This is a genomic window from Bacillus sp. FSL M7-0791 (assembly GCF_038627085.1).
Taxonomy (GTDB): domain Bacteria; phylum Bacillota; class Bacilli; order Bacillales; family Bacillaceae; genus Bacillus; species Bacillus safensis.
On sequence record NZ_CP152022.1, the window covers coordinates 3,647,624 to 3,667,190 of the forward strand.

Here is a 19,567-nt window from a genome sequence, read left to right on the forward strand (position 1 = left end):
AAAAGCAGAGCTGTTTTGAATGAAACAGCTCTGCTTTTCATTGGATTATTGCAGCAATTTTTTCTTTTTTAAATAGGCCTTCGCTACCTGAAATGCATCCTTCCCCTTCACATTGACTTCATAATTCATTTCTCTCATCTCATCGTCTGTGATTTGACCCGCAAGCTTATTGAGAGAGGTCTCAATCTCAGGGAATTCAGTTAATGTCTCCTGCCTGAGCAGCGGTGCTCCTTGATATGGCGGGAAAACATGCTGATCATCATGAAGCACCTTTAATTTGTATTTTCTCAATTCACTGTCTGTCGAATACGCATCGACTAAATTGATATCTCCTTTTTGAATCGCTCGATACCGTAGCTTCGGCTCCATCGTCACAACATCGTCAAAGGAAAATTGATAGGCTTTTTGAATGCCTCGATACCCATCCTGACGATCAGAAAACTCTAAGGTGAATCCAGCTTTTATGCGGTTTTTGATCTTACCTAGATCTGAAATGTTGGACACTTCATATTGATCAGCCAGTGACTGCGGCACGGCTAAAGCATACGTATTGTTGTATGCCATGGGCTCAAGAAGGCGAAGCTGAAAGGACGATTCCAATCCACGCCGCGCTTGCTCATACACTTTTCTTTTATCTGTGCTTTTTGCTGTTTCTTTGAGGAATTCAGAAATCGCTGTACCCGTAAACTCAGGATAAATATCGATATCACCAGAGCGTAAAGCCTGGAAAACAAAGGACGTCTTACCAAGACCGGGCTTCAGGTTCACTTGAATATCTGTATCCTGTTCAATTAAAAGCTTATACATCGAGATCAAAATCTCAGGCTCTGATCCTAACTTTCCCCCAATGGTGATTTCTTTCTTTTCTTGCTGAAACAGCGAGGGGGCAGCGACAACAGCTCCTGCAATCAGAGTAAAAACAGTCACAGAGATCACAGTCTTTTTAAAGGAAATTTTCTCAAAGGTACGCAGCACCACATCAAATAATAGAGCGAGTAAGGCAGCTGGTATCGCGCCAATGACAATGAGAGACATATCATTTCGATCAATTCCCAGCAAGATTAAGCTTCCTAATCCCCCAGCTCCGATCAGTGCTGCCAGAGTGGCGGTCCCCACAATGAGAACCATCCCGGTTCGGATACCCGCCATGATGACTGGCATAGCAAGAGGAAGCTCTACCTTTAATAACCGTTTGCGATGATTCATCCCCATGGCCTGTGCCGCTTCTCTCAGAGAAGGATCAACCTCCTGAATGCCTGTATATGTATTTCTTAAAATAGGGAGTAGGGCATAGACCACAAGCGCAATAATCGCAGGTACTTGCCCAATCCCCACGAGAGGAATCAACAAGCCAAGAAGTGCGAGCGACGGAATCGTTTGTAAGACGGCCGTCACCCCGATGACCCACTCCGCTAACTTTGGAACCCTCGTTAAATAGATACCTAATGGAATAGCAATCAAAATCGCTAAAAATAAAGCAATAAAAGAAATTTGAATATGCTCAAGTAAGGCGTGTCCCAATTGTTCTTTGCGTTCCCATAACACACGGGTCCAATCATTCATGTGACTCGCCCCTCTCTTTAGGAGAATCAGCTAAATACTGAATCACTGCTTGACGATTCACTAGTCCAATCCGCTCTCCATTCTTTTCAACAGCCAATTCCTCGTGCTTTGCCAATTGAGACAAGACTTCATCCAGCGGGGCATCTGCTGATACCGCCTCATAGGGTAAAAGAGCTTCGTGGGCTATCGGTTGTGCCAAGGTTTCCAGCTCAAAAGCTTGATGTCCCACATGACGGGCAGCCCCTGAAACAAACTCCTGTACAAAGGCATTGGCTGGATGTTGAACCAACTCCTCAGGACGTCCGATCTGCATTACTTTTCCTTCATTCATCACACAAATCCGATCACCCAGCTTCATAGCTTCCTGCATATCATGCGTCACAAAAACAATGGTTTTTTGTATACGGCGCTGCAAATCAAGCAGATCATCCTGCAATTTCTCCCTCGTTAGTGGATCTAACGCACTAAAAGGTTCATCCATCAGGACGATCTCAGGATCAGCTGCAAGTGCACGTGCCACACCGACACGCTGCTGCTGTCCACCAGAGAGCTCTGCTGGCTTTCGATGCCGATACATAGCAGGATCAAGCCCGACCATCAACATGAGTTCATCGACACGCTGATTGGTCTCATTCCGGCTCCATTGTTTAAGCTCTGGCACCACAGCAATATTTTCTTCTATGGTCATATGAGGAAAAAGCGCAATTTGCTGCAAAACATAACCGATATCCCAGCGCAGCTCATACATATCATAATCACTTATTTTTTGACCCTTTATGTAAATCTCACCTTCTGTAGAAGAAATGAGACGATTGATCATTTTCAATGTCGTCGTTTTCCCGCTGCCACTAGGTCCAATCAATACAAAAAACTCACCTTTCTGAATCTCCAAATCAACGGATTGAACGGCATAGCGCTCATCGGAAAATTGCATCGATACCTTTTTAAATTCAATCATCTTCCCACGCCCTGACTGCAATTATTTTCTAGACTATCAATATGACAGATCAACCTCATATTTGTATAGAATAAACTGTCACTTTTACATACTTCCCTTCGGTTGACTGTCAAAAACAACTCTAGCAAAAATAGATGAGATTCACAGTGAGGAAAATAAAAAAAGCGAAGAGCTCGGGGCTCTCCGCTTTTTAAGTCAACGACTTACTCACCAGTAACGTATGGAAGTAATGCCATTTGACGTGATCTTTTGATCGCTAAAGTCAATTTACGTTGATACTTAGCGCTAGTTCCTGTTACACGACGAGGTAAAATTTTACCACGCTCAGAAACAAACTTTCTAAGAAGATCAACATCTTTGTAATCGATGTGCGTGATACCGTTAGAAGTAAAGAAACATACTTTACGACGTTTCGCACGACCGCCTCTGCGTCCACCTGCCATTTGTTTTCACACCTTTCCTTTAGTCATTTTTTCAGATCAATTAGAATGGCAAATCATCATCGGAGATGTCAATCGGTTTACCATCGTTCGCAAATGGGTCATCATTAAAGCTATTTCCCTGATTACGATTTTGGTTGTTTTGATTGCCATATGGATTTTGACTTGGTTCATTTCCAAATGGATTCTGATCGTTTTGGCTACCGCCATAATACTGGCCTCCGCTATTGCCACCGCCGCTGTATCCACCTGAACCAGCACCGCCGCTCTTAGGCTCAAGAAATTGAACACTTTCAGCTTGAACCTCTGTCACGAAGACACGCTGTCCTTGCTGATTTTCATAGTTTCTTGTCTGCAAACGACCGTCTACACCGGCAAGACTTCCTTTTTTCAAGAAATTAGCCACGTTCTCGGCTTGTCTTCTCCAAGTAACACAGTTAATGAAATCGGCTTCACGCTCTCCAGATTGATTCGTAAACGTACGATTCACAGCTAGAGTAAACGTGGCTACAGCCGCACCATTAGGCGTGTAGCGAAGCTCAGGGTCTTTTGTTAGTCTTCCGACCAATACAACACGGTTTAGCATATTGAAAGACCACCTTTAAATATATATTTCAATGATTTATACTTCTTCTTTAACAACAATGTGGCGAATGATATCGTCACTGATCTTAGCTAAGCGGTCAAATTCTTGAACTGCTGCAGCGTCAGATTGAACGTTTACGATTTGGTAGAAACCGTCACGGAAATCGTTGATTTCGTATGCAAGACGACGTTTACCCCAATCCTTTGTTCCAGTGATCTCCGCACCGTTAGAAGTTAACACGTTATTGAAACGCTCGATAACTGCTTTTTTAGCCTCATCGTCAACTGTTGGGCGGATGATGTACATAACTTCGTACTTTCTCATCTGATTGCACCTCCTTTTGGTCTAAGCGGCCCTAAACGGGCAAGGAGCAATAAATTATATTACTCACAATTGTATATTATAACAAATTACTTGGCCTATGACAAGAACCTATACATTAAAACGGAAATGAATGACGTCTCCATCTTTCACTACATATTCTTTACCTTCTAGACGAACTTTTCCTGCTTCTTTAGCAGCAGACATGCTTCCGCCAGCTAGTAAATCCTCATACGCAACCGTTTCAGCACGAATAAATCCACGCTCGAAGTCTGTGTGAATGATTCCAGCACATTCTGGCGCTTTCATTCCTTTTTTAAATGTCCAAGCACGTACCTCTTGCTCACCTGCTGTGAAATACGTAGCTAATCCTAGAAGAGAGTAAGATGCTCTAATTAGCTGATCAAGCCCTGACTCATTAATGCCAAGCTCTTCAAGGAACATTTGCTTCTCTTCTCCTTCAAGCTCTGCAATTTCAGACTCGATCTTCGCACAAACGACGATAACTTCAGCGTTTTCACCAGAAGCAAACTCACGGATTTGCTGCACATATTTGTTGCCCTCATGATCCGCTACTTCATCCTCACTCACATTTGCTACATAAAGGACTGGTTTAGATGTGAGTAAATGAAGCTGTTTCACAAGCTTTTGCTGCTCATCAGTAAATTCTACAGATCTTGCCGATTTCCCAGCTTCAAATGCGTTCATTAGCTTCGACAAAATCTCAAATTCAGCTACTGCTTCCTTGTCCTTTTGTTTTGCAAGCTTACTCACACGAGCTAAACGCTTTTCAACTGTTTCTAAATCAGCCAAAATCAATTCGAGATTAATCGTTTCAATATCTGCCACAGGATCAACCTTACCAGCTACGTGTGTAATGTTATCATCTGCAAAAGCTCTAACCACGTGACAAATCGCATCTACTTGTCGAATATGAGAAAGGAATTTATTCCCTAAACCTTCACCTTTAGATGCACCTTTGACAATACCCGCAATATCAGTGAATTCGAAAGCAGTGGGAACTGTCTTTTTTGGCTGCACCAATTCTGTTAGCTTTTGTAAACGCTCGTCAGGAACTTCTACAATTCCGACGTTTGGATCAATGGTACAAAACGGATAGTTAGCAGACTCCGCTCCAGCCTGTGTAATTGCATTAAATAGCGTTGACTTCCCGACGTTAGGTAAGCCAACAATACCAGCTGTTAAAGCCATTCTTTCATCTCCTCTATATCAAACGTGCTCGTTATACTGCGTAATATGAACCTAGAGCAATTATAAGTAGGTTTACATGAAAAGACAAGCTAACCATCATGCATTTTCAATAGAAGAAACATCGTCAAAAAGAATAAATCAATGCTTCAAAACGTGAAAATGCACCTGGCTTTGCTGTAGAAAAGACAAATTTAATAAAAAAAGCATGAGGCCTACTTAAGCAGTTGGCTCCTCATGCTTGACGAGAATTTTCTTCATTTTTCGTTCAAAATCTCTTCTTGGGATCATCACGCTGTGTCCGCAGCCTTCACATTTAATACGGATATCCATGCCCAAACGAATGACCTTCCACCGATTGGCACCACATGGATGGGGCTTTTTCATTTCTACAACATCATGTAACCCAAACGCTTTGTCTGCCATCAGCCTTCACCTCTCCTTGCTCACTTCATTGAATCTATTGTACAAAAAAACGGCGATGAAGGGCAATGCACAAAACAAAGAGTCTCTTTCAATCGTTCATCCTATTCTTTTTTAGAGAAAAAACCCTTCTTTTAGATCATTTTATTTGTGACCAATAGTTACTTAAACTCCGTTTTTTTTCAATATTGTCACAAACACTGTAGGTCAAAAGGTTTTTATTGGTAGAACGCGGTGGTTTTTCCATATTTTTTGATTTATGATATCTGCATAAATGTTATGTGAGGGAGCAGGTACGATGGTCAATCGAAAGGATAGATTAACTGATAAAGAATATAAAATCATATCCGATCATGCTGGAAATATCGACAATTACCAGCAGCACCATACGATAGAAATTGGTCAGCAAACGCTCACTGTCCACGATTTTCTAAAGATCGATCATAAATTATATGGTTTAACAATGAAGCCAGAACAATCAGATGAATTCATCGTCGCTTTTCACTGTCCGCTGCCACATCAAATGAGGGTGACATCTAAGCAAGATGTACACAACGTGGCACAGTCATTGCTCAAAACAGACTATGCCTATCCAATTGAAAGAAAGTCCCTTGACGGCAATCAAGACCATGTCTTTTTTAAAGGGAAGGAATACATAGAGAAAGTCTGTCAGAAGCATCCGAATGCAGGTATCCACCTCACTGGACAAGCACTTGCCGGTGCTGTTTGTGCTTATGTTGCAACAGAACAGCCAGCTGTCAAAAAAGCCGTTACCTTTGACAGCCCAAATATATGGAGCAGCCTATCGCCTTCGATTCAGCAAAAGGCGCAGCAAGGTCAATATAAACGCATGTTGACTGAATATATTCAGCCTAGTCATTACGTCGGTTTACTCAATCGTCATGATCAAGGAGTTGGGCAAGTCAAGTACACCGTACCGCCACGGCAGCAAGACTCAGTCCAAGAATCCGTTAAATACAAAAAAAGGGAAATTGACACCTTTTTAAAATCAGCTTTTGCATCTATGAATATAGAATGGAACGAATCCTTTGATACAAATGCTTTTTTAGCTCTCGTTTCAGGTGAATTCAAAGCAAATGGATATTCGTTCCATCCAAATGGGTCTGCCCGTATTTTAGATGAACAGCTTGATCATAATACAAGTTTTACAGCCATGCTGCTGCAAGAAATTCATTCTGGACGTGCATATGCACAAAGCGGACTTGAAATTATCATAAAATCCCATTTACTAAAAAATTCATCCTATGATCTGCAAAGCATTATTGAACATGAAGTGCACACTGTATTTGAAAAAATCGATGGAATTGATGAAAGTGTAAAAGACGCCGTCCATCATGTAAAACAAGAGCTTAAAGGACTCGTAGGCTTTGGCCACTATGATTTATTAAGTCATAGTGATGTGGAAGCACTGGTAGACGAAGTGAGGATGGAACAGTCGCATTCCTCCTTTTATTCACACGAAAAACAGCTGAATGCCTTGTACACCCTGAGGGATTACGAACAAGAGCTTTCTGCTCTTTCAAGACATATGTACACAATGGGTGATGACTACGCCAAGGCAGATAGACGCCTTGCAATGCAAATGGGTATTCATTAAGAAAGGAGTCATCGCATGATCAATCAAAATAAGCCTCCTAGTGACGCCCAGCGTTTCTTGCAAAATGTGAGTGCCCGCCGCTCCATGTCTGTATTCGAAAATCAATCGGCACCACACACACAAACACAGTCTCCAGAAGAAATGGCCGCCATTCAGGCCATGCGCAGAGAAGGACAGCGAAAGGATCTAAAACGGCTGCTCAAAATGCGGCTGCACGACGAATTAGCAAATACTCGCGTGCACTTGGAGTATCAATTGGCTAAAACAGAAGACATGATAAACCAGACGACCATTGTCAAACAACACATTTCCCAGCATTTAAAGGGACAGGCCATTTCAGAATTAGAGGATCGCCTCCAGCGTCTCAAGCAAATGCCTGTCTATGATGATATCAAAGAAGCTATTGATTCAATTCAGATCAAATAAGCACAGCTCTAAAAAAGAGAGGTGCTTATTTTGTTTTATCAATATAATTTTTAGGACGAGAAAATATCTTTTTACTTAAAATCGGATACAGCATTAAACAGACGAGCAAATAAAGATTCAACAAACTATAAATTGGATACAAGAAAGCAATCAAATCAGCAAATCCAAGAGATGTTAAAGGAGCCATCAAAAGAAGCATCACCAATACAACCAGCCAGCGAGGCATTCGTACAAAAGAAAGCATCCGGCTTGATAATCCAAATAAACCTGCTGCCGTCGTCGTATAAATTGCTAGACAAAGGACAACGGTCATAAACACAAATAAAGAAGTCGGCGCCCCTTCTAATACTGTAAACAAAGGAATTCCCTCTGATGAAAGGCTTCCAGAAATATCAACCAGTATTTCGTTATACACATACGAGATGACACCAAAAATAAGACCGCTTAATATACTCGCCACCTTGGCTTCCCCAAGCCCCTTCATTTCTTTCCCAACCGAAGACAGCACTGCCACGACAGATAATATATTCAAAGAAGCAAAGACAATGCTGGCAGGCCAATTGTACTGCTGCCCAAAATCAATACGCCACATATGATCATGATTCATATAATAAAAAACAAACGCATAGATGAGCCCCGCCACCAAAATTGGTATAATGAAAGCATTCACAGATAAAAGCCCTTTCACATCCCAGAAAAAAATCATAAATGAAAACAAACAAAACGCGCCGATGCCAATCCAAAAAGGCACATGATACATCTCAAGAGTCACCCCGCCGCCGGCAATCATGACCGTCGTTGTCGTGAATAAATATAGGACAATTAAAACGTCATACACCTTAGCCAGCCATGGACCGACAAGCCGTTCCAGCACTGGAACAAAGTGATCGGCACGCACCTCATAACTGATTTTTAACACCACATAGGTAGAGAGCATAAACATCAATGTAAACAGTAGAATGGCTAGTCCGCTATCAATGCCAAAAAACTGCCAAATTTCCTGGCCGGAAGCATATCCCGCTCCTATTAAGCTTCCTAAAATTAAAAGCGTCCACCTTGAACCAGCCTTCCACACAATCATCACCTCATAGGTATAGAATTAAGCTTGTTTCCGTATACTGTTACTAACTACTATGACAAGGAAGTGAGACCTATGAATAGCAAGAACGGTCTTTTTTTTAGAAATAGGGTAAAAGAATACGTGTCCCATACGGATACAAACGCCATTCAACAGCTTAAAAGTATTTTATTCTCGCATCTTCAGAAAGCAGGAAAAAGACCCGTTGCCATCGTCTGTATTGGAACAGACCGCTCAACTGGCGACTCTCTAGGTCCACTTGTTGGTACAAAGCTTTCAGGTCTGGATTTGAAAAAGCTTCATGTATATGGAACACTCTCTGACCCAGTGCATGCGGTCAATTTAAAAGAAAAACTCGCTGAAATTGAACAAGCTCATAAACACCCGTTTATTGTAGCGGTTGATGCCTGTTTAGGAAGAGTGAAAAGTGTCGGTTCCTTCCAAATTGGTGATGGTCCGTTAAAGCCTGGAGCTGGTGTCCAAAAGGAGCTGCCAGAGGTAGGAGATATTCATATTAATGGGATCGTCAATGTGAGTGGTTTCATGGAATACTTCGTCCTCCAAAACACACGTCTTCATCTTGTCATGTCTATGGCCAATACACTTTCTGAAAGTCTATCTCACATTGACCAAATGGATTGGACGAGAGAAAAAAGCCGGTCTCTCTTCACCCCTATTCAAAATATCACTGGAAGAATATAAAAAAGACCATCTCATATCAAGATGGTCACTCTGATGATTCCCTCGTAGAAAGCAATTCAAGGATTCTTTCTAAATCTTCATTCGAGAGGAATTCAATCTCAATTTTCCCTTTTTTCTTCTGTTTCTTGATCGTCACGGAAGTACCAAAGTAGTTTTGTAAGAAAGACTCTCTTTCTTTCAACACTCGATCCTTTGGTGCTTCTTTTTTCTTTGTTTCACGTGGAACATTTTCGTTTAACTGCTGAACAAGTTTTTCAACCTGTCGTACGTTTAACCCCTCATCCACGATTTTCTTTACCAAAGGCGCCAGCTTCTTTTTGTTCTTTAAGCTGAGCAATGTGCGGCCATGTCCCATTGATAACGTTCCATTTGCAATCAGCTTTTGGATGTCATCCGGTAAAGTCAACAGACGGAGATGGTTCGCAATATGCGGTCTGCTTTTCCCTAATCGCTTCGCTAATTCCTCTTGCGTCACACTTAGATGATCCAGCAAGGAAGCATATGCTTCCGCTTCCTCTAGTGGAGAGAGATCCTCACGCTGTAGGTTTTCTAAGAGGGCAATTTCTCTCATCAGTGTTTCTGAAAACTCTCGAACGATTGCAGGAATTGTTGTCAGACCAGCTTGTTGTGCTGCGCGGAAACGGCGTTCTCCTGCTACTATGTCATAACCTTTAATCGATTTACGAACAATGATCGGCTGTAAAACCCCGTACTGCTGAATCGATTCTTTCAGATCAGACAATGCATCATCATCAAACGTTTTCCTTGGTTGATACGGATTCGGACGCAAATCCTTTAATTTGATTTCTTCAACCGTTTCTTCATTTGATTCTACATTGTTAAATAGTGCATTAATACCCTTTCCAAGACCTTTAGCCATTCGCATCCACTTCCTTTGCTAAGTCTAAATAGACATCTGCACCTCTTGAACGTGGATCATACAAGATAATCGGCTTTCCATGACTAGGCGCTTCACTCAGCCTCACATTTCTCGGAATGACGGTTTGATAGACTTTATCTCTAAAGTACTTCTTCACTTCTTCGATTACCTGAATACCAAGGTTTGTTCGGGCATCAAGCATTGTCAGCAAGACACCTTCAATGGCAAGATCGGTATTTAAATGTTTCTGCACGAGACGAACTGTGTTTAACAATTGGCTCAATCCTTCAAGCGCATAATATTCGCACTGAACTGGTATTAAAACGGAATCGGATGCAGTTAACGCATTAATCGTCAGCAGTCCAAGTGATGGCGGGCAGTCAATAATCATATAATCATAATTCTGCTTAACAGATTCAAGTGCTCTCTTCAGCCTCACTTCACGTGAGATTGTAGGCACAAGCTCTATTTCAGCCCCTGCAAGCTGTATTGTCGCAGGAATGACATCAAGATTTTCGACCTCTGTCGTCTTAATCACATCAAGAACATCTGCATCATCAACTAAAATATCGTACACACACTTTTCTACGTCGGCTTTCTCAATCCCAATACCACTCGTGGCATTGCCCTGCGGATCAATATCAACTAACAACACTCGTTTGCCTATGTATGCTAAACACGCACCCAAATTAACAGAAGTTGTCGTCTTCCCGACGCCGCCCTTCTGGTTGGTAATCGCTATGATTTTCCCCACGATGTCACCCACTTTCAACTTAACAAGTTTCTCATTCATTCATACTTTCTATTCTATCAAAAAAAGTATGAAACGTTTGCTTTTTTTGTTTCCCTATTATAAATTCGTCGGTGAATGTGCCTTTTCGTACATAAAAGGAAGAATGAAAACGCATCGAAAAAGTATATTGATATATCTTTTTGGATGTCTGAATTCAATTGTACGGCATTTACTCACAAGGCTGGGTTATTGTTTGTCCACAAGTCATAGTTCTTCGGATCAGCTTCAGCAATCATCAAGTGGATCGTTCCCTCTTGGTGCGAATGCTGTACAGTCACTTCTTTAGACATACCGCTTTGTTTCATCATGTTTTTATCATTTCATTTGCAAAAGCAAACAGTAAATAACAAATGATAACAAAATGATAATAAAAAGATTTACAAAAAAAGCTGACGAGAGGCGCTCATCAGCTTTTTTCTATTTAGGAATTCGAATCGTTAATTGGATATATTCCTCAAACTCTTCTTCCTCGGTATTTATTTTAAGTCCGCTGTCTTCTACCATGTGGAGAGACTGACGAATGGTATTCATCGCAATTCGTGTATCACGACTAAATGCCTTACGTTTTGGCTTCGGTTTGCGATCCGTTTTTTGTTCAAGCATCTTCACTACACGCTCTTCAGTCTGTTTCACATTCAACTGCTTTTCGATGATTTCCTGCAATAGCGCGATTTGTAATTCTGGAAGCTTTAGGGGCACAAGTGAACGTGCATGCCTTTCAGAGATTTTTTTCTCTAAAATGGCTTGTTGTACCTCTTCAGGCAACTTTAAAAGTCTTAATTTGTTTGCAACAGTTGATTGTCCCTTGCCTAAACGCTGAGCAAGCGCCTCTTGTGTTAAATCATGAAGCTCTAAAAGACGTGCATAAGCATGAGCCTCTTCAATAGAAGACAGCTCTTCTCTTTGCAAATTTTCAATCAATGCCACAGATGCCGTTTCCGTATCAGTAAAATCTTTTATAATAGCGGGGATTTTCTCCCATTGAAGAGTCTGTACCGCCCTCCAACGTCTTTCGCCGGCGATCAGTTCATATTTTCCTTCTTCTTCTGTTGGTCTAACAACAATCGGTTGGATAATGCCATGGGTATGAATCGTCGTGGCCAGCTCTTGTATCTTTTCTTCTGAAAAAATGGTGCGTGGCTGAAAACGGTTTGGCATAATTGTGTCGACCGGGAGCTCCTGTATCTCTTCCTTTAATGTATCATGCTCAGCAATCTCTGCTTCTATTTCGGTTTCACGCTCAGGATGTTCTTTGTCTCCAAGCCCGAAGAAGCGTGAGAGTGAATGCTTCATGAACCTACACCACCTTTAAAAACTACCTTTTTATAATTCTATTTTCTCATGTTTTTTCCTTCTGTAAAATCATAAATATTGAAGAAAAACCGACCTTTTACATGATCAACCTTCTATTGGTGATTTATTAGGTGTTCCTGGTTTTCTAGGATATTTTTTTGGTGTTTGCTTTTTCTTTTCAATGACAATGATGTTCCGTTCGCTTTCTTCTAAAGGAAGAACAAAGGAATGCTTTTCAACAACCTCTCCTCCGAGAACTGTGACAGCTTTTTTCCCTGCTTGCATTTCTTCATCAGCGGCAGATGCTTTTAAGGCAACAAACAATCCTTCTTTTTTCACTAGAGGCAGACATAGTTCGCTCAAGACGGATAAACGTGCAACTGCTCTAGCAGTGACAAGATCATAGCTTTCACGCTTTTCCTTACGTTGTCCAAACGTTTCCGCACGATCATGATAAAAAGTAGTATCTTGTAAGTTTAATCCTTTTGCTAACTCATTGAGAAACGTAATTCGTTTCTGAAGAGAATCAACAATGGTCACATGTAGATAAGGGAAACAAATTTTAAGAGGAATGCTTGGAAAACCAGCACCAGCTCCAATATCACAAATCGTCGTCACTTTGTGAAAATCAATAAAAAATGCTGCTGATATTGAATCATAAAAATGCTTTAAATACACTTCTTCCTTTTCAGTAATGGACGTTAAATTCATTTTCTCGTTCCATTCTACAAGCATGCGGAAGTAGGTTTCAAATTGTTCAAGCTGCACAGGAGAAAGAGTGATCCCTTTCTCCTCTAGTGCTGCTGTAAATTGTTCAATGTTCATGCCGACATCCTTTCTATTCTGCTATCTTCGCAATACGCCCCTGCTCTAAATATACTAAAAGGATAGAAATATCAGCAGGGTTAACGCCTGAAATACGAGAAGCCTGTGCAACAGAAAGCGGTCGGACTTCTTTCAGCTTTTGTTTCGCTTCAGTTGCAATCCCTTTGATGGCATCATAATCAATACGATCAGGAATCTTTTTGTTCTCCATCTTTTTCAGTTTTTCAACTTGCTGGAGTGACTTTTCAATATAACCTTCGTATTTAATTTGAATCTCTACCTGCTCACACACATCAGAAGGAAGCGGTGTTTCAGCAGGAGCTAATTTCACAACAGATTCATAATTCATTTCCGGACGCTTCATTAAATCACTTGCACGAATGCCGTCCTTCAACTCACTTCCACCGAGTGAACGAATAAATTCTTGAGTCTCTGCTGTAGGTTTAATGATGACAGAATATAAACGTTTTTTCTCTGCTTCAATGGCTTCTTTTTTCTGCTGGAATGCTTGGAATCTTTCTTCAGAAATTAATCCAATTTGATAGCCAAGTTCAGTTAATCTTAAATCAGCATTGTCATGACGTAGAAGTAGACGATACTCAGCACGTGATGTCAAGAGACGGTATGGTTCATTTGTTCCTTTTGTGACAAGGTCATCGATGAGGACACCGATATATGCATCAGATCGGCTTAAAATGACTTCTTCTTTACCTAATGCTTTTCTTCCTGCATTAATACCTGCCATAATCCCTTGACCTGCTGCTTCCTCATAACCAGACGTACCATTAATTTGGCCGGCTGTATATAATCCAGAAATTTTCTTCGTCTCAAGTGTAGGCCACAACTGAGTAGGCACAATCGCATCATACTCGATGGCATAACCCGCTCTCATCATTTGAACATTCTCGAGTCCTGGGATGGTTGAAAGCATGCGCTGCTGTACATCCTCCGGAAGACTTGTAGACAATCCTTGAACATAAACTTCCTGTGTATTACGACCTTCTGGCTCTAAGAAAATTTGATGTCTCGGTTTATCATTGAAACGAACCACTTTATCTTCAATGGACGGGCAGTATCTAGGGCCAGTTCCTTTAATCATACCTGAATACATTGGAGAACGGTGAAGATTCTCATCAATAATTTGATGAGTCTCTAAACTCGTGTATGTTAACCAGCATGGCAGCTGGTCAGTAATATATTCAACCGTTTCATAGGAGAATGCCCGCGGGACATCATCACCTGGTTGAATTTCTGTTTTACTATAGTCAATCGAGTGGCTATTCACTCGAGGAGGCGTTCCTGTTTTAAAGCGAACCAAATCGAATCCTAGTTCTGCTAAATGATCCGATAATTTAATGGAAGGCTGCTGGTTATTTGGACCACTTGAATACGATAAGTCTCCTAAAATGATGCGGCCTTTTAAGAAAGTCCCTGTCGTTAATACAACAGACTTTGCACGATAGTTCGCCCCCGTTTGAGTAACAACACCTTTACATTCATCATCTTCTACAATTAAATGATCTACCATACCTTGCAGCATTGTCAGGTTTGGTTCATTTTCCATTGTTTTTTTCATTTCATGCTGATATTGGAACTTATCTGCTTGCGCTCTTAACGCACGGACAGCAGGTCCTTTCCCCGTATTCAGCATGCGCATTTGAATATGCGTCTTATCTATATTTCGTGCCATTTCTCCGCCTAGAGCATCAATTTCTCTGACGACAATCCCTTTTGCGGGGCCGCCTACGGACGGATTACATGGCATAAAAGCAACCATATCGAGGTTGATAGTCAATACAAGTGTTTTGGCGCCCTGTCTTGCAGAAGCAAGAGCAGCCTCAACTCCAGCATGACCGGCACCCACGACGATTACGTCATAATTGCCAGCTTCATAACCCATGTCTTATGTTCCTCCCTTTACTTTCCTAAACAGAATTGAGAGAATAACTGATCAATCAAGCTTTCATGAACAGCATCCCCAATAATTTCACCCAGCTGTTCCCAGCAGCGTGTTAAATCTATTTGAACTATGTCGATCGGTACATCCATTTCAATTCCTTCAAGAGCATCCTCAATGGATTGTTTTGCTGCCTGAAGAAGGGCAATATGCCTTGTGTTACTTACATACGTTAAATCTCCACTTTCAATTGAACCCGTGAAGAATAATGATTGAATCGCAATTTCGAGCTCATCAATCCCCTTTTCTTGTAATAATGATGTAGTAACCACCGGACGATCCTTCGCTAACTGCTTGACCTTTTCGATATCAAGCTTAGGCTCAAGATCTGTCTTATTCACGATCACGATGATATCCATGCCTGAGACGGCCTCAAATAGTTTGATATCCTCTTCTGACAATTCCTCGCTATAATTGAGCACAAGTAAAATCAGGTCAGCTTCTTTTAAGACCTGTCTAGATCGTTCAACCCCTATACGCTCAACAATGTCCTCCGTCTCACGTATACCCGCAGTATCGACTAAACGAAGCGGTACACCTCTAACATTTACATACTCCTCAATGACATCTCTCGTTGTTCCAGGAATATCCGTTACAATCGCTTTTGTTTCCTGTACAAGACTATTCAACAAGGAAGACTTCCCAACATTCGGTCTTCCAATAATAACAGTGGATAAGCCCTCGCGAAGTATTTTCCCCTGCTGAGAAGTCGTTAGCAGTGACTCAATTTCCTTTTTCACTGATGTTGCCTTTTCAACTAAAACTCGATGCGTCATTTCTTCAACATCGTCATACTCAGGATAGTCAATATTGACTTCAACATGAGCCAGAGTTTCCAATATCTCACCGCGAAGTCGTTTAATCAAACCGGAGAGTCGTCCCTCCATTTGAGTAATCGCTACATTCATCGCACGATCTGTCTTTGCACGAATCAAATCCATTACCGCTTCAGCCTGTGAAAGATCAATTCTTCCATTTAAGAAAGCTCGTTTTGTAAACTCACCTGGCTCCGCTAATCTTGCTCCTTCTCTTAAAGCAAGCTGCAGTACTTTATTGACCGTTACAATTCCGCCATGGCAGTTAATCTCAATAACGTCTTCTCTCGTAAATGTTTTTGGTGCTCGTAATACTGACACCATGACCTCTTCTATGACTTGCTCAGTGCTAGAGTCCACAATATGACCATAATGAATCGTATGTGAATCCACCGATACAAGTTTTTTCTCCTTAGGCCCTTTATACATCCGATCAGCAATCTGTACCGCATCAGGCCCGCTTAAACGAATAATCGCAATTGCTCCTTCACCCATCGGTGTAGAAATTGCTGCAATTGTATCCATCACTCATTCACCTCTTTCTCTACTTAATAAACAGTCTGTTATCTATTAAATGGACATTGTCCATCTCTATATCAAAAACGCTTAATCCAAAATTTAAAGATACCATAAATGAAAGCGAAGTGAAAGTATCCCATATCTAATTATCCACAGCTTTGCATCTTATCTATTTTAACACTTAACTTATCCACATGTGAATAACGACGTTTGAAACTTGTCTTCACATCTTACACCTAAATCCAATAAATTTAAACGCCCTGATCCCTATACTTACTTGTTAAATTGGCGTTTTGCACCCATATCACACACTCATTTTTTAGAAATAGAGGATGAATCCTCTATAAAAAGCAATTTTTCAATAAAAAAAGACTAAAATCCAGCTTTGCTGAATCTTAGCCTTTCTGCTATTTTTTATACAGCACCACAACATGACGTTTGCTGCCTGTATCTTCAGATGCCGTTTCAAGTTCTTTAGAGAATGCAGCAATCGCATCATGAACAATTTTTCGTTCATTCGAAGGCATTGGTTCTAAATGAACCTTTCTCTTCGTTTTTAAAACCCGATTTGCTGTTTTGACTGCATATTGTTCAAGTGCTTCTTGTCGTTTCTTCCTATAATCACCAATATCAATTGTTATATGATGATACTGATCAGAATAACGATTAAACACTAGCTGTACCAACGTTTCTAAAGAGTACAGTGTTTGGCCTCTTTTTCCAATCATTAATGACGTTTTATCTCCATCAATGTGGTAAGAAATCTTTTTCGGTTCCTGTTTGGAAATAATCTTTGCTTTAGGATCAATAGACTTAACAATTTTATCTAAATACTGTGTAGCTAATTTAAATGCATTTATCTTTTCTACTAACTTGACCACAGCTTGTCTTTTACCAAATAATCCTAAAAACCCTTTATTTCCTTCATCTACTATTGTGATTTCTACTTCTTCTTGTAGTAGCTGAATTTGTTTAAGTCCGGAATCTACTGCTTCTTCGATTGTGCGACCGACAGCAGTTATTTCCTTCATTTTTTATTCCCGCCAGCTTTTTCTTTTGTATCAACTTTTACTTGAGGTGTTTTAATCACCAATGTTTGAATGATCATGAAAATGTTACCTACAACCCAGTACAATGAAAGTGCTGCTGGGAAACTAATTGCAAACACAACGATCATAATCGGCATCACCCATAACATGATAGCCATTTGAGGGTTGTCCGAAGGATTTCCAGCCATCATCAGCTTTTGCTGAATGAAAGTAGCTACACCCGCAATAATCGGTAATAGGAACAATGGATCTGGGCTGCCTAAGTCAAACCATAAGAATGTATGCTTTTTAATTTCTGCTGTTCTCATAATTGCATGATAGAAACCAATAAGGATTGGCATTTGAATTAAAATTGGGAAACAGCCTGCTAATGGATTGACGCCATTTTTTTGAAAAAGGGCCATTGTTTCCTGCTGAAGCTGCTGCTGTGTTTTTTGATCTTTAGAGCTATACTTTTCACGAAGCTTTTTCAATTCAGGCTGTAATGCTTGCATCGCTTTTGTACTTCTTAACTGTTTAATCATTAATGGTAAAATAAGCAAGCGAATTAATAGTGTCACAATAATAATCGCTACACCATAGTTTTCACCAGTTAAGTTTGCCATGTACGTGATTAATTGAGATAGCGGGTAAACAATATAAGAATTCCAGAATCCCTTACTATCTGATGTAATTGGTTCATTGATCTGTGTACATCCTGCCAATAAAACCAATACGCCAATCAAGCTAAATATTAGTAATAATCGCCTTTTCAACAAGATTCCTCCCATTACTTCAAACTTTATTTAAGTTGGAATTGATTAAGAAAGTGACTCACCTAATCAGTATGGTAACATTTTTTCTTTGCAAAGTGGTGGTTTCATTTTAATTCACTAGATGAAGGAAGCGCTTTTAAAAATTGATTCAACGAAAGTTTCTATTACGAAGACTTTTTCGGTTGTTGTTGATAAACAGCGGATTTTCTAAATAAATGTTGGAGAGACTTCTTTGTTTCTTCAAAGGTCAATTCACTCGCTGGTTTTCGTGCAATGACAATGTAGTCTTTTTCTTGCTTTAACTTATGGCCTTCCTCTAAAAACACCTGACGGATCAGACGTTTTATTCGGTTTCTAATCACTGCATTACCAATCTTCTTACTGACAGACAATCCTAGACGCAGTTCAACTTGATTTGGCTGATCCAGCTGGTAAATAACGAATTGGCGATTTGCCATTGATTGACCTTTTTTGAACACCTTTTGAAACTCTTCATTTTTTTTTAGCCTGTTTCGCTTCTTCATGTTTTCTTCCACTCCGATAAAAACTGACAGTTCATTTACGATTTTATGTAAAAAAGACCACTGACATTATTCAGTGGCCTAAGCTGATAATTTTTTTCTACCTTTGCTGCGGCGTCGCTTTAAAACTAGACGTCCGTTTTTAGTACTCATACGGCTGCGGAAGCCATGAACTTTACTACGCTTACGGTTATTTGGTTGAAACGTTCTTTTCATTTATGACACCTCCCTGAGGAATAGCTGTTTAAGACAGTCTAACTCATTATATTTGTGTAACCCATCGATTGTCAATATCAATGATAAAACTCTTATTATCAACCTTATAAGCATAACATAAGTTATCAAACGAAGAAACCTTCTTTTTTAGTTTCCAGCATTTTATTCTTTTTTTCCTCCTAAAAGACCTTCAAAACAAGAATGTGGATATTTTTCCGGCATATTTAGACTATCCACACCCATTATCGACATTTTTTTCACACAAATAACCGATGTGGATAATTATTTTTCAACAGGATGTAAAGTGTGTGGATAAGTTTGTGACACCCATTGCACCTTCTTGTTTATTTTGATATTATATTTGTGTTTTAACTCTTAATTACTTATCTGGCCCATTTATATTATCCACAATTTGTGGATAACCTGTGGAAAGTTATTACACAGCCTGTTGAATTGTTTATCCACAGCTTGTGTAATTTGTCGAAAAGACGTTTTTCTACTATATTAATTGTTTTCAACAATGTATGTGCACGAATGGTGATGACCATTTGCTCTTTTTCGTGTTCTATAACAGTTTGATACTGGTCATTTTAAAAAGAAAAGGAGGGGGGAGAAGCCTT

At 40.3% G+C, this 19,567-nt stretch carries 22 protein-coding genes; 3 read left to right on the forward strand and 19 right to left on the reverse strand.

Translation table 11 applies throughout. The features are described from left to right. Window positions 1-45: 45 nt before the first annotated feature. The 7 genes from opuFB to MHI08_RS18690 form a co-directional block, all read right to left on the reverse strand. On the reverse strand, window positions 46-1,563 hold the full coding sequence (gene opuFB / locus MHI08_RS18660; protein WP_056766766.1) for an osmoprotectant update ABC transporter permease/substrate-binding subunit OpuFB: 1,518 nt from the start codon (window positions 1,561-1,563) through the stop codon (window positions 46-48). Next, window positions 1,556-2,521 carry an ABC transporter ATP-binding protein gene (locus tag MHI08_RS18665; protein ID WP_056766768.1) on the reverse strand — a complete coding sequence of 322 codons (966 nt, stop codon included), beginning with the start codon at window positions 2,519-2,521 and terminating at the stop codon, window positions 1,556-1,558. The genes opuFB and MHI08_RS18665 overlap by 8 nt, the downstream gene beginning before the upstream one ends. A 203-nt stretch (window positions 2,522-2,724) precedes the next feature. After that, window positions 2,725-2,964, reverse strand: coding sequence for a 30S ribosomal protein S18 (gene rpsR, locus MHI08_RS18670; protein ID WP_008359105.1), 240 nt, complete (start codon window positions 2,962-2,964; stop codon window positions 2,725-2,727). A 40-nt stretch (window positions 2,965-3,004) separates the two neighbouring features. Continuing rightward, entirely contained in the window at window positions 3,005-3,547 is a 543-nt protein-coding gene (gene ssbA, locus MHI08_RS18675) for a single-stranded DNA-binding protein SsbA (protein ID WP_007497456.1), read from the reverse strand. Window positions 3,548-3,583: 36 nt separating this feature from the next. After that, window positions 3,584-3,871 (reverse strand): 30S ribosomal protein S6, encoded by a 288-nt coding sequence (gene rpsF, locus MHI08_RS18680; RefSeq protein ID WP_024424058.1) that lies wholly within the window; start codon window positions 3,869-3,871, stop codon window positions 3,584-3,586. Between the two features lie 108 nt (window positions 3,872-3,979). After that, the gene (gene ychF, locus MHI08_RS18685) at window positions 3,980-5,080 is read right to left on the reverse strand and encodes a redox-regulated ATPase YchF (RefSeq protein ID WP_056766770.1); all 1,101 of its coding nucleotides are present in this window, start codon (window positions 5,078-5,080) and stop codon (window positions 3,980-3,982) included. Window positions 5,081-5,296: 216 nt separating this feature from the next. Next, window positions 5,297-5,503, reverse strand: coding sequence for a DUF951 domain-containing protein (locus MHI08_RS18690; protein ID WP_008347561.1), 207 nt, complete (start codon window positions 5,501-5,503; stop codon window positions 5,297-5,299). 295 nt (window positions 5,504-5,798) lie between these two features. Between MHI08_RS18690 and MHI08_RS18695 the strand changes: the two genes are divergently transcribed. Together MHI08_RS18695 and MHI08_RS18700 are read left to right on the forward strand one after the other, a co-directional pair. Further along, window positions 5,799-7,118: a hydrolase gene (locus MHI08_RS18695; RefSeq protein ID WP_342499878.1), complete on the forward strand. Its 1,320-nt coding sequence runs from the start codon at window positions 5,799-5,801 to the stop codon at window positions 7,116-7,118. Between the two features lie 15 nt (window positions 7,119-7,133). After that, window positions 7,134-7,544, forward strand: a complete 411-nt coding sequence (locus tag MHI08_RS18700) for a hypothetical protein (protein ID WP_024424061.1) — start codon at window positions 7,134-7,136, stop codon at window positions 7,542-7,544. A 25-nt stretch (window positions 7,545-7,569) separates the two neighbouring features. Here the strand turns inward: MHI08_RS18700 and MHI08_RS18705 are convergent, their stop codons facing one another. Next, the gene (locus MHI08_RS18705) at window positions 7,570-8,625 is read right to left on the reverse strand and encodes a hypothetical protein (protein WP_080652961.1); all 1,056 of its coding nucleotides are present in this window, start codon (window positions 8,623-8,625) and stop codon (window positions 7,570-7,572) included. A gap of 72 nt (window positions 8,626-8,697) precedes the next feature. Between MHI08_RS18705 and yyaC the strand changes: the two genes are divergently transcribed. After that, window positions 8,698-9,324, forward strand: coding sequence for a spore protease YyaC (gene yyaC, locus MHI08_RS18710; RefSeq protein ID WP_024424063.1), 627 nt, complete (start codon window positions 8,698-8,700; stop codon window positions 9,322-9,324). 25 nt (window positions 9,325-9,349) lie between these two features. Here the strand turns inward: yyaC and MHI08_RS18715 are convergent, their stop codons facing one another. The 11 genes from MHI08_RS18715 to rpmH form a co-directional block, all read right to left on the reverse strand. Beyond that, entirely contained in the window at window positions 9,350-10,204 is an 855-nt protein-coding gene (locus MHI08_RS18715; RefSeq protein WP_342492184.1) for a ParB/RepB/Spo0J family partition protein, read from the reverse strand. Then, a complete protein-coding gene (soj, locus tag MHI08_RS18720) occupies window positions 10,197-10,958 on the reverse strand; it encodes a sporulation initiation inhibitor protein Soj (RefSeq protein WP_008360890.1) in 762 nt (253 codons plus the stop codon). Before soj ends, MHI08_RS18715 begins: the two co-directional genes overlap by 8 nt. A gap of 212 nt (window positions 10,959-11,170) precedes the next feature. Beyond that, the gene (locus MHI08_RS18725; RefSeq protein WP_254964772.1) at window positions 11,171-11,305 is read right to left on the reverse strand and encodes a hypothetical protein; all 135 of its coding nucleotides are present in this window, start codon (window positions 11,303-11,305) and stop codon (window positions 11,171-11,173) included. Between the two features lie 109 nt (window positions 11,306-11,414). Continuing rightward, entirely contained in the window at window positions 11,415-12,290 is an 876-nt protein-coding gene (gene noc / locus MHI08_RS18730) for a nucleoid occlusion protein (protein WP_024424067.1), read from the reverse strand. Window positions 12,291-12,395: 105 nt separating this feature from the next. After that, window positions 12,396-13,115 carry a 16S rRNA (guanine(527)-N(7))-methyltransferase RsmG gene (gene rsmG, locus MHI08_RS18735; protein ID WP_342499879.1) on the reverse strand — a complete coding sequence of 240 codons (720 nt, stop codon included), beginning with the start codon at window positions 13,113-13,115 and terminating at the stop codon, window positions 12,396-12,398. Between the two features lie 13 nt (window positions 13,116-13,128). Beyond that, window positions 13,129-15,015, reverse strand: coding sequence for a tRNA uridine-5-carboxymethylaminomethyl(34) synthesis enzyme MnmG (mnmG, locus tag MHI08_RS18740; protein ID WP_024427650.1), 1,887 nt, complete (start codon window positions 15,013-15,015; stop codon window positions 13,129-13,131). A 17-nt stretch (window positions 15,016-15,032) separates the two neighbouring features. Further along, window positions 15,033-16,412 (reverse strand): tRNA uridine-5-carboxymethylaminomethyl(34) synthesis GTPase MnmE, encoded by a 1,380-nt coding sequence (mnmE, locus tag MHI08_RS18745; RefSeq protein ID WP_024424070.1) that lies wholly within the window; start codon window positions 16,410-16,412, stop codon window positions 15,033-15,035. Window positions 16,413-16,813: 401 nt separating this feature from the next. After that, the gene (jag, locus tag MHI08_RS18750) at window positions 16,814-17,437 is read right to left on the reverse strand and encodes an RNA-binding cell elongation regulator Jag/EloR (protein ID WP_163114520.1); all 624 of its coding nucleotides are present in this window, start codon (window positions 17,435-17,437) and stop codon (window positions 16,814-16,816) included. After that, window positions 17,434-18,216, reverse strand: a complete 783-nt coding sequence (spoIIIJ, locus tag MHI08_RS18755) for a YidC family membrane integrase SpoIIIJ (RefSeq protein ID WP_087976621.1) — start codon at window positions 18,214-18,216, stop codon at window positions 17,434-17,436. Before spoIIIJ ends, jag begins: the two co-directional genes overlap by 4 nt. Window positions 18,217-18,374: 158 nt before the next feature. After that, entirely contained in the window at window positions 18,375-18,734 is a 360-nt protein-coding gene (gene rnpA, locus MHI08_RS18760) for a ribonuclease P protein component (protein ID WP_024427652.1), read from the reverse strand. Window positions 18,735-18,812: 78 nt separating this feature from the next. Then, window positions 18,813-18,947 (reverse strand): 50S ribosomal protein L34, encoded by a 135-nt coding sequence (gene rpmH / locus MHI08_RS18765; protein ID WP_073208224.1) that lies wholly within the window; start codon window positions 18,945-18,947, stop codon window positions 18,813-18,815. Window positions 18,948-19,567 lie beyond the last annotated feature (620 nt).